At 44.9% G+C, this 14,220-nt stretch carries 15 protein-coding genes; 7 read left to right on the top strand and 8 right to left on the bottom strand.

The features are described from left to right. Nucleotides 1-9 precede the first annotated feature (9 nt). The 7 genes from sps_RS17455 to sps_RS17425 form a co-directional block, all read right to left on the bottom strand. Nucleotides 10-486: a MarR family winged helix-turn-helix transcriptional regulator gene (locus sps_RS17455; protein ID WP_077753679.1), complete on the bottom strand. Its 477-nt coding sequence runs from the start codon at nt 484-486 to the stop codon at nt 10-12. Between the two features lie 143 nt (nt 487-629). Beyond that, nucleotides 630-1,334: a TorF family putative porin gene (locus tag sps_RS17450; protein ID WP_077753678.1), complete on the bottom strand. Its 705-nt coding sequence runs from the start codon at nt 1,332-1,334 to the stop codon at nt 630-632. Between the two features lie 29 nt (nt 1,335-1,363). Continuing rightward, the gene (locus sps_RS17445; protein ID WP_077753677.1) at nt 1,364-2,581 is read right to left on the bottom strand and encodes a choline transporter; all 1,218 of its coding nucleotides are present in this window, start codon (nt 2,579-2,581) and stop codon (nt 1,364-1,366) included. A gap of 245 nt (nt 2,582-2,826) precedes the next feature. Next, the gene (gene betA, locus sps_RS17440) at nt 2,827-4,521 is read right to left on the bottom strand and encodes a choline dehydrogenase (RefSeq protein WP_237157867.1); all 1,695 of its coding nucleotides are present in this window, start codon (nt 4,519-4,521) and stop codon (nt 2,827-2,829) included. Nucleotides 4,522-4,530: 9 nt separating this feature from the next. Then, nucleotides 4,531-5,994, bottom strand: a complete 1,464-nt coding sequence (betB, locus tag sps_RS17435; RefSeq protein ID WP_077753675.1) for a betaine-aldehyde dehydrogenase — start codon at nt 5,992-5,994, stop codon at nt 4,531-4,533. Next, complete coding sequence (gene betI / locus sps_RS17430; protein WP_077753674.1) at nt 5,985-6,590, bottom strand: transcriptional regulator BetI; 606 nt, start codon at nt 6,588-6,590, stop codon at nt 5,985-5,987. The genes betB and betI overlap by 10 nt, the downstream gene beginning before the upstream one ends. Nucleotides 6,591-7,084: 494 nt before the next feature. Then, complete coding sequence (locus sps_RS17425) at nt 7,085-7,342, bottom strand: hypothetical protein (protein WP_169915623.1); 258 nt, start codon at nt 7,340-7,342, stop codon at nt 7,085-7,087. Between the two features lie 57 nt (nt 7,343-7,399). On the opposite strand from sps_RS17425, the gene sps_RS29080 reads away from it, so the two are divergent. The 6 genes from sps_RS29080 (at nt 7,400) to sps_RS17395 (ending at nt 12,623) form a co-directional block, all read left to right on the top strand. Then, on the top strand, nt 7,400-7,525 hold the full coding sequence (locus sps_RS29080) for a hypothetical protein (protein ID WP_257788635.1): 126 nt from the start codon (nt 7,400-7,402) through the stop codon (nt 7,523-7,525). Nucleotides 7,526-7,824: 299 nt separating this feature from the next. Beyond that, nucleotides 7,825-10,011, top strand: coding sequence for an OsmC domain/YcaO domain-containing protein (locus tag sps_RS17415; protein ID WP_077753673.1), 2,187 nt, complete (start codon nt 7,825-7,827; stop codon nt 10,009-10,011). A 213-nt stretch (nt 10,012-10,224) separates the two neighbouring features. Next, a complete protein-coding gene (locus sps_RS17410) occupies nt 10,225-10,515 on the top strand; it encodes a hypothetical protein (RefSeq protein ID WP_077753672.1) in 291 nt (96 codons plus the stop codon). 172 nt (nt 10,516-10,687) lie between these two features. Further along, nucleotides 10,688-11,230 carry a Crp/Fnr family transcriptional regulator gene (locus sps_RS17405; protein ID WP_077753671.1) on the top strand — a complete coding sequence of 181 codons (543 nt, stop codon included), beginning with the start codon at nt 10,688-10,690 and terminating at the stop codon, nt 11,228-11,230. Nucleotides 11,231-11,289: 59 nt separating this feature from the next. Beyond that, complete coding sequence (locus tag sps_RS17400; RefSeq protein WP_077753670.1) at nt 11,290-11,757, top strand: GNAT family N-acetyltransferase; 468 nt, start codon at nt 11,290-11,292, stop codon at nt 11,755-11,757. A 2-nt stretch (nt 11,758-11,759) separates the two neighbouring features. After that, complete coding sequence (locus sps_RS17395; RefSeq protein WP_077753669.1) at nt 11,760-12,623, top strand: DMT family transporter; 864 nt, start codon at nt 11,760-11,762, stop codon at nt 12,621-12,623. Between the two features lie 53 nt (nt 12,624-12,676). Here sps_RS17395 and sps_RS17390 read toward each other — a convergent pair whose 3' ends face one another. Further along, entirely contained in the window at nt 12,677-13,135 is a 459-nt protein-coding gene (locus sps_RS17390; RefSeq protein WP_077753668.1) for an Lrp/AsnC family transcriptional regulator, read from the bottom strand. 124 nt (nt 13,136-13,259) lie between these two features. On the opposite strand from sps_RS17390, the gene sps_RS17385 reads away from it, so the two are divergent. Further along, entirely contained in the window at nt 13,260-14,153 is an 894-nt protein-coding gene (locus sps_RS17385; RefSeq protein ID WP_077753667.1) for an EamA family transporter, read from the top strand. The last annotated feature ends 67 nt before the right edge of the window (nt 14,154-14,220 follow it).

Below are 14,220 nucleotides of genomic sequence, written 5' to 3'. Positions count from 1 at the left end.
GATTTCATTTTACTCTTCGGCTTGAATCTGTCCAACTAATAACACAGGAGCTGCATCTAGCTCCTGAGCATCCATCATCGAGGCGATACGTTCTACGGCCGATAGTAGTTGGCTCTGTTCCCACCCTTCGAGGTTTTGATAACGGGTAATAAAATGCTCTTGAAGGGGTTTGGGTGAGTTGCTCAATAATGCTTGTCCGGCTTCACTCAATGACAAATGAACTTTGCGTTTATCGGTTTCACTGCGAGTTCTGAACACTAATTTACGACTTTCGAGTCTATCGATAATCGTAGTCACAGTGGCAGGGCTCAGGGCAACTTTTTGGGCGATCTCTTTGACGAGAGGGGCATCCAGTTGGGCAATGTTCTGCATGACCATGAGCTGAGGTCCGGTTAATCCCGATTGCTTATTCAGTTGACGGGAATGTATATCAATGGCCCGAATAACCCGGCGCAGTGAAATTAATAGTTGTTCGTACTTTTCCATAATCCTCCCCTCATTTTTGAGCACAATAACAGAATATTCAATGAGACTCACGTAACAAAAATGCAGAATAACGTTTAGGCGTTATTCTGCATGTTTTATGGACGAATACCTAGCTTAGCAAAGCTTATACTGATGGGTATTAGTTAGAATCCAAAGGTTCGCGCTACAGACAATACCGCTCGGGTATCACTGATATCAGTGTCCATGCTGGTGTCTTCTACTGCGAGATTAAAGTCGAAACCTTTCCAGCTTGTCATATATTCGGCGCGGAAATGGTTGTAAGCCTTATCGTCATGCCATGCATACTTATCTTCATCGAGAGAGGTTGAACGGTCGAAAACCACTCGAATATCATGACCTTCTGCAATCGTAAAGGTATGCGCCGCCATCATGATGTAATGACCCGCATCAGTACCAAAATAATCCCATGAATACCAGAAGTTAAGTTCACTCTGTCCGATTGATGAAGCATAACCAAACTTAGTGTATAGCTCTGGGTACTGGTATTCATCTGAGCCTGAGTCACCATGATAGGTGTAATAAGCGATACCGGCATCCAGAGACACACTTTGTGTCAGTTGGAAGAACTTACCGCCATAGAAATCTAACTCTAACCAGGTATCGTCCTCTGAGCCAAAGTCGACATTTGAGGCCCAAGTGCCAACATACCAACCTGAATCAGCTGCATAGTCCAGGCTGGCCTGTAAGGCTGGGCCATTATCTGTCTGGCTCACACCGTTGAAGGTGTAATCAGATACCGCAGTGATGGTAGAGCTTATGCCTGCCATTGCCGTTGTAGGTAAGGCTATTAATCCCAGTAATGCTAGCTTTTTTATTGTATTGTTCATCATCTTCTCTTTGTTTTATTTTCAGCTTATTAGTTAGCTAATTCAATTTTAGTAAAATCAATCTTGTTTTCTTTAGGTGACTGTTCGATGGTTGCCACTTGCTTATATTTCTTCGCTAAAATATAACCGAAGCAAGCCAAAATCAGACCGATTGCTACCGCACCTACCCACTGTATTTGCAAGAAATCCAGTTGGAACAGCAAGGTTAATCCACTCATAAGCACTATATTGCCAATGATGTACTTGGTCTTACCGAAACGCTGCACAGTTAAGTTTAGATTGTCTGTATAGAGTCGGATGAGAGAATCCAGCGAATTGACTACAAAGGTGATACCCACCATGACCATAGCTAAGTTATAAAAACCAGTGGTCGCGATTTCGTTGGCGCTGTAGTAGTAAAGAACTGTAAACCAAACTGCGATGGGGATAGAGGGGAACACCATCATGGCAATCAACACTTGATAGGTCTTCATTCCGCCCACAAAACGTGAGGTAAATTGACCAATCATGATGCTCCAGGCAAACCACCAAAATAGGTAGAATTCATGGTAATCATTCATAGGTAATACAAAGTGATGTAGGTTGCCGAAGTAATCGCCGATCATAGCAAAGGTCGTGATAAACTCGCCGACACCGGAGCCGTCCGATAAGAAGGCGCCAGCCCACATGATCACGATCAAGCCTAAGAACATCCAAGTGCTGGCTAAGCTCAGGGTTCGAACGTAACGAATGCTGGTACTGGAATAAACGGCTGTGGCAATAACTGCGAAAACAATCAGATAGAAACTGCTGACAATCGTTTCACCGTCGCCTATTCCAGGCAGATACCAAGGTAAGTTAGTCAGTAAAAGGTAAGCGGTAAAGGCACAGGTACCGATAATAACCAAGTTATTGATAAACTTTATCAGCGGGATCTCAAAGAATTTTACTCTTGGCTCTATCACACAGAAATAGAAGCAAGTTAAGAAATAAAATGCCCAGATCAGAAATGCCCAGAAGCCAAACTCGATTGCTAGAGGATTACTAAAACCGTATTCAGGGCTAGCTGTCACATCTGCATATCCGGCAAATTCGGTGAGCGGGAACATGATGAGTCCCACATCAAGCCCTGAGGTGAAAAGTATAGCGATAAAAGTGAAGGTGCGAACGGGGGTGACGCCGATACATTCCAAATTACCCCAACGATAAATCACAAAGGCGATGGCGGCGAAGGTAAATAGTATCCCGATAGAAAGCCAGGTCGTCATTATAGTTCTCCTGTCTTAATATTCTGGTAAAACATAGTTTTAGTCCTTTTATTATTCTAAGAATGCCAAGGAACAAGATATTAAGCTTGTAAGAATTCCCCAAGCCTTAAACATCGATGCGACAAAGTTTAAGGATTGATAAATTGAACTTGGCGTTAATGGGGCCATTTAGCCTATATGGCTCAGGTTGACCTTAAACCTGGTGTCCTCATTTCATGCCTCGAATTAACAAGGCTTCAGACGTATTATCTTTTCGGCGGGTTTAGCCTTTGTTTCTGTTGCCAATCACTGGCTAAGGTAACGGGGGCCGTACTTGCTGTCAGAGTCGCATTGCCTAAAATAAGATCGGCTGCGCGCTCGGCCACCATGATTGTGGGTGAGTTTAGATTGCCATTGGGAATAGTGGGGAAAATCGATGAATCAACTACCCTAAGCCCTTGGATACCATGTACTCTGGTTTCTGAGTCCACTACAGCCATGGCATCTTCGCCCATCTTGCATGAACATGAAGGGTGGTATGCGCTCTCGACCGAACTTCTAACGAAGGTATCAATCTCTGCATCGGTTTGAACCGAAATTCCTGGCTGGATCTCTTCGCCGCGGTACTCATCTAGTCCAGGCTGATTAATGACTTCTCGGGTTAAACGTACACAAGCGCGGAAGCCTTCAATATCATCTTGGTGAGATAAATAGTTAAATTGAATACTAGGAGCCGTGTGGGGATCGCTGGATACGACCTTGACTGCACCGCGACTCTTTGGCTTGTTGTGACCGATATGAACCTGGAAACCGTGCCCCGCAAAAGCCTCTTTACCGTCATAACGCATGGCTGCTGGCAGGAAGTGATATTGCAGATCTGGCCATTCAAGGCCTGGTTTGGAACGAATAAAGCCACAAGACTCGAAGTGGTTTGTCGCGCCCAAGCCAGACTTGTTTAAGATCCAGCGGGTACCGATAAACAGTTTATTCAGTGGATCGAGTTTGCCATTGAGTGAAATGGGCTTAAGACACTTAAACTGAAAATAAAACTCGAGATGATCTTGTAGATTTTCACCAACACCAGGTAATTCATGGACCTGCTCAATACCTGCCTTGGCTAGCGTATCTGCCTCACCAATACCGGATAACTGCAAAATGTGAGGCGAGCCGATAGAACCCGCACTGAGGACCACTTCATTGTTGCATTCGATATCAATTGTCTTGCCTTTGCGCTCATAACGAACACCGACCGCTTTTTTACCTTGGAATAAGACCTTATGTACCAGAGCATAGGTGACCACAGTCAGATTACTGCGCTTCATGGCCGGTCTCAGGTATGCATTGGCTGTAGACCAACGAACGCCATTTTTGATGGTCATATGCATAGGGCCAAAGCCTTCCTGCTGAGCACCGTTATAATCTGCTGTTGCTAAATATCCGGCATCGACACCCGCATCCACGAAGGCCTGATATAAAGGGTTCTTCATATTATTGCCGTTATTGACCGCCAGAGGTCCCGCATCACCACGGTACTCATTCTCGCCAAAGGCCCAGCTTTCGGCTTTCTTGAAGTAGGGCAAGCAATGGGCATAATCCCAATCTTTTGCGCCGCTTTGCTGCCACTCATCGAAATCACGGGCATGACCTCTCACATAGACCATGCCATTGATAGAAGAGGAGCCGCCTAATACTTTTCCGCGTGGACAATGCATGCGGCGATTGTCCAGGTGAGGCTCGGCCTCAGTCTCAAATTGCCATGCATATTTGGCACTGTTCATCGGGATCGACAGGGCTGTCGGCATCTGGATAAAGATGCTTCTATCACTGCCTCCCGTTTCTAATAAGAGTACCTTGTTCGCCGGGTTTTCCGACAGTCGGTTGGCTAGTACACAACCCGCACTGCCTGCGCCAACTATGATGTAATCGTATTCGGATTGTTTTTGTGTCTGAGTATTTGTCATATTCATATCTTAAAACGGGCTTTCCAGTGACTGCATACCAACATACACAGCTTTAATTTGAGTATAGGCTTTCAAGGTCTCACTGCCGTTTTCACGACCAATGCCTGACATCTTGTATCCGCCAACTGGCATCTCAGCAGGAGAGGCGCCATAGGCATTTATCCAGCAAATACCAGCTTCGAGTTGATGGATAACGCGATGGGCACGGGTGATATCTTGGGTAAAGACACCAGCGGCTAAGCCCAAACGGGTATCGTTGGCGCGTTTGATCACCTCGTCTTCATCAGTAAAGGTCAGTACCGACATCACAGGACCGAAGATTTCTTCTTTACTCAAGGTCATCTCGTCGGTGCACTGAGTAAAGATAGTTGGGGCGACGAAGAAACCATTGGGGGCATTTCCTGGTTGTAAAGCTTGGCCGCCCGTAAGCAAGTGCGCGCCTTCTGCCTTGCCTATCTCGATATATTCGAGCACTTTTGCTTGATGGCTCTTGGAAATAAGTGCGCCAAAATTCGTGGCAGGATCCATGGGATCACCGCAAACCATATTATTTTGCGTGCGCTCAAGTAGCTTTTCGATAAAGCGTGGATAAATCTCTTCTTGGACAAATACCCGAGTGCCGTTAGTACAGACTTCACCTTGAGTGTAGAAGTTACCTAACATGGCTGCAGATACCGCATTGTCGACATCAGCATCATTGAAGATGATCAGAGGTGACTTACCACCAAGCTCCATGGTCACTTCTTTTAGTGAGCCCGCTGCAGCGGCCATCACTTTTTTACCTGTACCCACTTCTCCGGTGAAAGACACCTTGGCTATATCCTCATGGGCTGTCAGCCAAGCGCCGACTCGGCCATCACCTTGAACGACGTTAAATACGCCATCGGGTACGCCTGCCTGAGTGAAGACTTCAGCCAGCTTAAGTGCCCCTTGGGGCGTCTCTTCTGAGGGTTTAAAAATCATGACATTACCGCAGGCTAGTGCCGGTGCTGATTTCCAGCAGGCTATCTGCAAAGGATAGTTCCATGCGCCTATACCGGCACAGATCCCTAATGGCTCACGACGGGTGTAATAGAAATCATCGCCAACTTGTTGCTGATTGCCTTCGATACTTGGAGCAAGACCGGCAAAAAACTCGATGGAATCGGCTCCAGTGACCACGTCGACTACAGACGCTTCCTGCCAAGGCTTACCTGTGTCTTGTACTTCGATAGCGGCAAGCTCGTCATTGCGGTCACGTAAAATCGCTACGGCTTTTAATAGAATGCGGCTACGTTCCATCGGGGTCATCTTAGACCAGATGGCAAAGCCTGATTTGGCACTTTCCATGGCCGCTTTTTGAATCTTTTCATCAGCGACTTCAACTAAATAACTGACTTTTCCGGTAGCCGGATTAATGACTTCGAAGGTTTCACCTGTGTCATTGGAGAGAGATTGTCCGTGGACATAATTTTGATAAACAACTAATGACATTGATGTTCTCCATGCTGGATGATTACAGCCTCAATAAAGGCTTTACATAATAATTGGGCTTGCTCGAATTCTTTCTCAGGGGATGCACTCAATGCACTTCGTAGCCAAAACCCGTCAATCATAGCCGCAGTCTGTTTTGAAGCGGTTATCGCCTCAATATCAGGAAGTAATTGCTTAAAGGAAAATAGCAAATTGCTATACAGACGTTGGTTGTTGATGTGTTGAAGCCTGGCTAACCCTGGTTCATGCACCGCCTGGGACCAGAAGCTTAACCAGGTCTTAGTGGCTGGGGTTGAACGTTGAAACTCGGTAAAATTGGCTTCGACAATCATAAGTAGACGCTCTAGTGAGGTCAGCTTTTTACCTGAGGTACGGCTCAATAAGGCCTGTTTAAGCTCGTCGAGAAGATGCTTGAGCGTCGCTTCGATCAGACCTTGTTTACCACCAAAATAGTGACTAATTAGTCCGGATGATGTGCCGGCTAGATCGCTGATAGTGTTAATTGTGGTGTGGTGTAAACCATGACGTTCAACTGAGATTAAAGTTGCGTCGATTAGCTGCTGTTGTCTCACAGCTTTCATTGGCGGCCTGGGCATAAAAAAGCGAATTTCCGTGTTTTAACTAATTAATTGAACGTTCAATTAATTACAACTCTAATGGTTAGAGCTGTAACTATCAAATTAAATTCCAAAGCGAGAACTCAGTCACAGATTTTTTTTTACTTTGGATTTAGAAAGTCCTGGGTTGTAAGGTTTTGTTTATTCTTGAGTAAACGCTATGTTGAATCTGAGGTGTTAATGTCGAAAAATACTTTGATATTTTTTCGGAAATTAGTTTCAACCCTAACTTTTGTCAAGCGTTAGCTTTAAAATTAGTCAATTAAAAAATCTATTAACGGTTTAATTTCTTTTGGATGGAAGTTCTTTTTACTGGGATAGAAATTAAATTATAAGGTGAGAATTGTTCCTGCAAGGACACCCAAAGCAGGGGGCACTTAAATCGGTGTCCTTTAGCTGGGAAAGCAGCTCGCTTACTTGTACACAAATAAACCCATAAGTCATAAGTTAGAATAGCCAAGCATAACTGAGTTTCATGTCTTGTATGAGGTTTGCTCATCTCGTTTCAGAGAGTCGATATTGACGTTTGACTGCACACCGTCTGAGTAACCCAGATAAAACACACTTTGTGGGTTGAGTTTGTATCCGTATCCGTATCCGTAGAGGATCTCAGTGCCCAGGCTTTGCTCACTTTCTTTCGGTGTGCTGTAGAGATATAAACTTGGGTCGTGCTGGATATCTGTATAGATACTGGAGGTGCGAATGAAGTTGAAGTACCAACTGACGCGCACTTCCGTTAAGTTGGCTGCATAATACTTCTGTATATCGCCAGTGGGCCAAGCTCAGAGGTGCAAAACTCAATTGGTACAGGTGTATTAGGCGGCATGTTTAGCGGTACCATTTTAGCTGTTATATTTGTTCCTGTATTCTTTGTCTTTGTCAGTCAGCTTATTGAGCGATTACGCCGACAATAATGAAATTGGGACTCCACTGTTATGGGGAGTCCCTTTATGCACTATTAGCATAAGATACGTTCAACAGGGGCAGGGCATCTCAAGAGCAAGTATTTGTTAGATGGCCTATTCAAAAATATGTGTTATTTAATTCAAATATCACATATTTATGCCCCTAGCTGTGGCTAAGTTTGACTCTAAGCGCCCCTATTTAGCCCGTTTACGCAATTAACCCAAGACTATTGGGTTAAAAACACCGATAATTCTACGCAATTAAGATAACCTCGCCGATTGGCAACGCACGATTCTGGATATATTCAATGGAAATCAAAGTTAATTTTCTCGACAATCTTAGGCTGGAAGCAAAGTTTGATGATTTTACCGTCACAGCTGACCAGCCTATCCGCTACAAAGGTGATGGTTCAGCGCCAAGCCCTTTTGATTATTTCTTAGCATCGTCAGCGCTTTGTGCGGCCTACTTTGTAAAGGTGTATTGTAAAGCGCGTGATATTCCAACGGATAACATCAGACTGTCACAAAATAATATTGTCGATCCCGAAGATCGTTATAACCAGATTTTTCAAATTCAGGTAGAGCTTCCTGATGATATTTCAGAGAAGCATAAAGAAGGCATCTTACGTTCGATAGACCGCTGTACCGTTAAAAAGGTGGTACAAACAGAGCCTGAATTTAAAATTGAAACCGTTGAAAATCTCGACCAAGATGCTAATGCTATGTTGATGGGACAACCCGATGGCGATGCGAGCACCTTTATTTTGGGCAAAGATCTGCCACTGGAACAAACCATCTCGAACATGACGGGCATGTTAGCGGACTTGGGCATGAAAATTGAGATATCTTCGTGGCGCAATATAGTACCCAATGTGTGGTCCTTGCATATTCGCGATGCAGCATCTCCTATGTGTTTCACCAATGGTAAAGGCGCAACCAAAGAAAGCGCGCTTTGCTCGGCACTTGGTGAATTTATCGAGCGCCTAAATTGCAATTTCTTCTATAACGATCAATTTTTCGGTGAAGATATAGCAAACAGTGAGTTTGTTCATTATCCCAATGAAAAGTGGTTTCAGTTAGAAGAAGATGACGCACTACCCACTGGCATTTTAGATGACTACTGCTTAGACATTTATAATTCAGACGGTGAACTATCTGGTTCAAACCTCATCGATACCAACTCAGGTATGCTTGATCGTGGTATATGCGCTATTCCTTATGTTCGTTATTCTGACGGTAAAACAGCGTATTTTCCGTCGAACTTGATCGAAAATCTGTTCTTGAGTAACGGTATGAGCGCGGGTAACAACCTGCAAGAAGCCCAAGTGCAATGCTTATCCGAAATTTTTGAGCGAGCGGTTAAAAGACAGATCATTGAACAAGAAATTATCTTGCCGGACGTCCCCATGGATGTGTTGGAAAAATATCCCAGTATCCTAGCGGGCATAAAAGGTCTAGAAGCACAGGGCTTTCCTGTTGTGATTAAAGATGCGTCCCTTGGTGGCCAATTTCCGGTTATGTGTGTCACCTTGATGAACCCGAGAACGGGTGGGGTATTTGCCTCTTTTGGTGCTCATCCTAGTTTAGAAGTGGCGCTAGAGCGTAGTCTGACCGAGTTATTACAAGGTCGCAGCTTTGAAGGGCTAAACGACGTACCAAAACCCACCTTCGATAGTATGACGGTCACTGAACCTGAAAACTTTGTCGATCACTTTATCGATTCTACCGGGGTTATTTCCTGGCGCTTCTTCAGTAGCAACCATGACTATGCGTTTTGTGAGTGGGACTTCTCAGGCACTAACCAAGAAGAATCAGAGAGCTTGTTTGGCATATTAAAAGATATAGGCAAAGAGGCTTACATTGCTGAATTTGATCAGCTCGGTGCCTCTGTCTGTCGTATTTTAGTGCCGGACTACTCAGAAGTGTACCCGGTAGAAGATCTTATTTGGGATAACACCAATAAAGCTCTCAATTATCGCGAAGATATCTTAAACCTGCATTCGTTAACTGATGACGAGCTGGCCAGTCTGGCAGAGCGTCTCGAAGAGAGTCAATTAGATAACCAAACTGATATTCCGACCTTGATTGGCATTGTATTTGATGAAAATACTCCTTGGGGCCAGTTAACTATTATTGAACTCAAGATCCTGATTTACCTTGCCTTGGGCGAACTTGAAGACGCTATGGAGCTTGTTGGCGAATTCCTGCAGTATAACGATAATACCGTTGAACGCGGCTTGTTCTATCAAGCTGTACATGCTGTGCTTGAGGTTAGCTTAGATGAAGAGTTGGAACTCGAACATTATATTCATAACTTCAATAGAATGTTCGGTGAAGACACCATGGATAGTGTCGTTGGCTCAGTCACTGGTGAAGTTAAGTTCTTTGGGCTGACAAAGACTAGCATGAAGCTAGAGGGCATAGAGCCGCACCTAAGGCTGATTGAAAGCTACAAAAAACTTCATCAAGCCCGCAAGGCGAGTGCATCTAATTAATGGGTTAAAATGTTTAATGCTAGATGCTAACAAGTCCATCCTCTGATGGGCTTGTTAGCATCTTGGTATTTGTAAGTTTGGTCGTGACATCCTTGTCGCGGCTGGTTGCAACCACATCTCAAGATTGCTTGATCTTATTCGCTTTGCTTCTTCTATCCCAAAAGTTCAATAGGTTTTCAATGAGTGCAAGGGAAATGACACAGAGAATTATGAATGAAAAGAATTGATTATTTAGTCAAAGTTACGCTTCTTCCTGAGGATTTGAAGCAAGCCTCTAATGACCATGGGTGTGAGCTGTTTAGGATCTATCAAATTTATCAGCGATTAATTGAATCACATTTATTGTGGAAAGTATGGCTAATAGATGAGTTTGACTATACATGGGTTGAAATGAACTTTATTAACGACGATGGAGAGCCAGAGTTTCATACCATCAAACTCGATGAAGGAACCTATGAAAGAGTTGAATTTGATACTTATCCAGTTCTAGACTCTCTAGCCTGAATTCTCGTTATACGTAAGAGAATCCAGGTTGCAGAAATCAGGGGGGATATTTGATTTTCCTTACTGCTGCTTGTTATGGTTGCAGTCATCGCACTTTCCATTAATAAGTAAGGTCTATTCAAGTGAAAATCCGCCTACAGCCAGTTAAAGTCAGGGAAACAAAGTGCAGGGGATGACGGAACAGTTCAGGCTCTTACTTGAAAGAAGTGGCCACTCTAACTCGTGCCGGTTAGCTAAAGGTCGACAACTGTTTAATTGTGGTGACAAGACCACACATGTCTATTGGCTTGAACAGGGCTTGTTGTGCGCATATTTTGTTACCGCAGAGGGGAAAGAATTTTGTAAAGAATTCTATTGGCAAGGGGACGTTATATATGGCATGCGTAGCCTACTCGGTAATGAGCCTTTGCCTTATAGTGTAGTAGCGCTTGAACCCTGTAACTTGTTGCGCCTATCGATAGCCGCCTATCGAACATTGACTGTCCAAGAGCACCAATGGGCCGATTATCACCGTCAGCAGTTGGAGCAGCATCTGTTGATTAAAGAACGCAAAGAAGCCTTTTTGCTATTAAAAACACCCGAGCAACGAGTGTTTGCCTTTCACCGTGATTATGATTTCCTACTGCACCGTATCAAGGACTATCAGATAGCTTCCTATCTGGCGATGACTCCTATTAGTTACAGCCGCATAAAAAAACGCCTTAACTTAACATAAGTTAATGAGCCCCATGGCCGCTCCTCGTAGACTTTAGCCATTAACGAGGAAGGATAACCATGCATTTTATAACCAAGAGCTTTAAAGAACTGACCACAGATGAACTGTATGAGCTGCTGCAGCTGCGCAGTGAAGTCTTTGTGGTCGAACAGACCTGTTACTACCAAGATCTCGATGATAAAGACCGTCACCCAGGAGCCAGACATCTGCTGGGCTATCACGAGGGCCGTTTAGCGGCCTATTTACGGATGCTGCCAACAGGCGTGTCTTATCCGCAACACCAAAGTATTGGGCGGGTCGTCACCAGTGATGCCGTACGCGGTCAAGGGGCTGGGCATCAGCTGTTAGAGCAAGGCGTCGCACTTTGTTTATCCCAAGATGCAGACCTAGGGATCAAGATCTCTGCCCAGGAACATCTGCAGGCTTATTATGGTCGCCAGGGGTTTGTCACCGTCTCCGGTGTCTATCTGGAAGACGGTATCAATCATGTGGCCATGGTCAGAGTGCCACAACAGCTTACAACCTAGTAATGAAATGCGCTAGCGGACTGCTGATGGCTATGGCCTTGTTGGTTTTGGGAAACCTCTTCGCCACGCTTACCGATGTCGTCGTTAAGGCCTTAGGTAATGAAAATACGGTTTTTCAATATCTGTGGTTACGCCAGGTGGCGACACTTATGTTGGTGTTTCCATTTTGGTGGTCACAGGGGCCTGCTCAACGCCGTCCTGGTGCACTCAAAATTCACCTGATGAGAGCTCACTTAGGCATTATTGGGGCCAGTTGTACACTTTTCGCGTTATTACACTTGAGTCTTGCCACTGCTAATGTGATTTTCTATGCAGCGCCATTATTAACCGTGTTAGCTGCTTTCCTATGGCTTAAAGAGGAGGTACGGCGTCAGCGCATAATCAATGCTGTGATTGGTTTTATTGGCGTGATGATAGCCTTACGTCCGGATCAGTTGCAATGGGCGGCACTGGTGGCTTTCGTGGTGGCAATGACCATCACAGGATTCAATTTATTAGTGGTTAAACTACCCAAGACCATTTCGGTGGCGAGCGTCATGATGTGGACTAATTTGTGCGCGCTGCCGGTAACTAGCTTGCTGGCAATGTCTACCTGGCAACCTATGGGTGGCCAACAATTTCAGGAACTGTTGATACTCGGTATATGCGCCGCTATTACCGTAGGTATTTATCAGGGCTGCGTGGTGCTCGCATTTCGACAAGCCGACGCCAGTGCCGCGGTTATTGCCGAATACAGCGGCCTGATATTTGCCGCAGTTTTTGGCTATTACTTGTTTAACGAATCTCTAGATATGTATACAACGATTGGTATCTTGCTGATCATATTGCCAATAGTACTGCAGGGATGGCAGGGGAAGCGGCAATAAACATTCAGTAAGCGATACATTAAGGTATTTTGGCTGGGTGTTGCGCTTCCCTGTTAAAGCGAAGCAGGAATAGGGCCGTTTACCTTAGCGTGTCTCATCACCACTTGCGTTTGAAACACTTTCACCGAATCATCTTTATGCAACACCCTGGTCGTGAATTCATCGTATGCTTCCATGTCTTTTGCTACTACCCGCAAGATTAAGTCAAAGTCTCCCGTCACGTACCAGGAATCTAAGACTTCAGGCTCTTTGTTAATTCGGGTTAAAAACTGGTTTAATATCGAACTGTGATCCCTTTCTAAGGTGATCATCACCATCATGCTCAACGGCCAGCCCATGTTCTTGGGTTTGACGACTGCAATCTCTCGCTCTATAACACCACTTTTACGCAGCAGTCTTACCCGGCGATAACAAGCGGGTTCTGAGAGACCGATTTTGTGGGCTAATTCGCCCATTGAGACTTTCGTGTCAATTTGTAGCTGCTCGAGGATTTTTAGATCAATAACATCCATAAGTTCAAGTTCTCTTTCGTAGGATTGGTGATAAAAATTATCATTATAAGTTCAAGAATGACAGGGGTTGCGCTATTTAGTTGATAAAATTTATCATTCTTATTGGGTGATAAAAGTAAAAATTATGAAGGGTCAACTAATCAACAAAGAAACAGCACTGTCGGTCACGGCCGTTGCTCTAGCAATGATCTCGCTAACGGCTGGGGCGGCCTTAGCAAAATCGATGTTTTCCTATATCGATCCCGCCAGTGTGACCGCGATACGCTTCATTATGTCAGCCGTGTTCCTCACTTGTGTTTTACGGGCCTGGGAGGTGCAATTAACCCGGGACAATATCGGCTCTGTCGTAGTTTATGGTGGCATGATCGCAGGAATGAATTTGTTTTTCTATCTGGCAATAGAGACAATACCCATTGGCATGGCGCTCGCTATTGAGTTGCTGGGACCGCTCAGTGTCTCTATCGTATATTCACGCAAACGCTCTGATGTTATTTGGGTAGCCTTAGTGGTTGTTGGGATCACTCTTTTGTTGCCGACTCCAGCCAGTGTGACTAATCTCGACACAAGAGGAGTGCTCTATGCCTTGGTCGCTGGCGCCTTTTGGGGGGCTTATGTCATTGCTGGAAAAAAAGCCGGCAGGCGACATGGATCTAAGGCTCCGGCTTTAGGGTTAATTGTCGCGTCGATACTTGTTTTTCCCGTTGGATTTGAAGCATTATCCTTTAGTATCATTGATTGGAACGTGCTGATGCTCATTGCTGCAGTGGCGCTCTTGTCGAGTGTGATCCCGCTTATCTTGGAGATGAAAGCGTTACGGCATTTGCCGACAAAAACCTATGGCGTGTTAACCAGTGGCGAGCCTGTTGTGGGGGCGGCGGTTGGTTTCTTTGTGTTAGGTGAGCAGCTTACCACTCTCCAACTTCTCGGCCTTGCCACCATAGTCACAGCATCTATAGGCGCTGTGATGTCGCCAATACCCAGTATTAAACGGCTAAAGAATATAAAAGGTTATGGGTGAGCCACGACTAAATAAACTGCACTTACATCCCATAACGCCGTATAAATAGGGGCATGTATGGGCTGAT

It is taken from the genome of Shewanella psychrophila, assembly GCF_002005305.1.
GTDB lineage: Bacteria > Pseudomonadota > Gammaproteobacteria > Enterobacterales > Shewanellaceae > Shewanella > Shewanella psychrophila.
Note: the sequence above shows the minus strand (reverse complement) of the source record. Positions and strands in the feature narration are given on the sequence as shown.

Bases quoted from the DNA above. Each gene is read 5' to 3' on its own strand.
- sps_RS17455 (WP_077753679.1), bottom strand. From the start codon at position 486: ATGGAAAAGTACGAACAACTATTAATTTCACTGCGCCGGGTTATTCGG.
- sps_RS17450 (WP_077753678.1), bottom strand. From the start codon at position 1,334: ATGAACAATACAATAAAAAAGCTAGCATTACTGGGATTAATAGCCTTA.
- sps_RS17445 (WP_077753677.1), bottom strand. From the start codon at position 2,581: ATGACGACCTGGCTTTCTATCGGGATACTATTTACCTTCGCCGCCATC.
- betA (WP_237157867.1), bottom strand. From the start codon at position 4,521: ATGACAAATACTCAGACACAAAAACAATCCGAATACGATTACATCATA.
- betB (WP_077753675.1), bottom strand. From the start codon at position 5,994: ATGTCATTAGTTGTTTATCAAAATTATGTCCACGGACAATCTCTCTCC.
- betI (WP_077753674.1), bottom strand. From the start codon at position 6,590: ATGCCCAGGCCGCCAATGAAAGCTGTGAGACAACAGCAGCTAATCGAC.
- sps_RS17415 (WP_077753673.1), top strand. From the start codon at position 7,825: ATGGAAATCAAAGTTAATTTTCTCGACAATCTTAGGCTGGAAGCAAAG.
- sps_RS17410 (WP_077753672.1), top strand. From the start codon at position 10,225: ATGAAAAGAATTGATTATTTAGTCAAAGTTACGCTTCTTCCTGAGGAT.
- sps_RS17405 (WP_077753671.1), top strand. From the start codon at position 10,688: ATGACGGAACAGTTCAGGCTCTTACTTGAAAGAAGTGGCCACTCTAAC.
- sps_RS17400 (WP_077753670.1), top strand. From the start codon at position 11,290: ATGCATTTTATAACCAAGAGCTTTAAAGAACTGACCACAGATGAACTG.
- sps_RS17395 (WP_077753669.1), top strand. From the start codon at position 11,760: ATGAAATGCGCTAGCGGACTGCTGATGGCTATGGCCTTGTTGGTTTTG.
- sps_RS17390 (WP_077753668.1), bottom strand. From the start codon at position 13,135: ATGGATGTTATTGATCTAAAAATCCTCGAGCAGCTACAAATTGACACG.
- sps_RS17385 (WP_077753667.1), top strand. From the start codon at position 13,260: ATGAAGGGTCAACTAATCAACAAAGAAACAGCACTGTCGGTCACGGCC.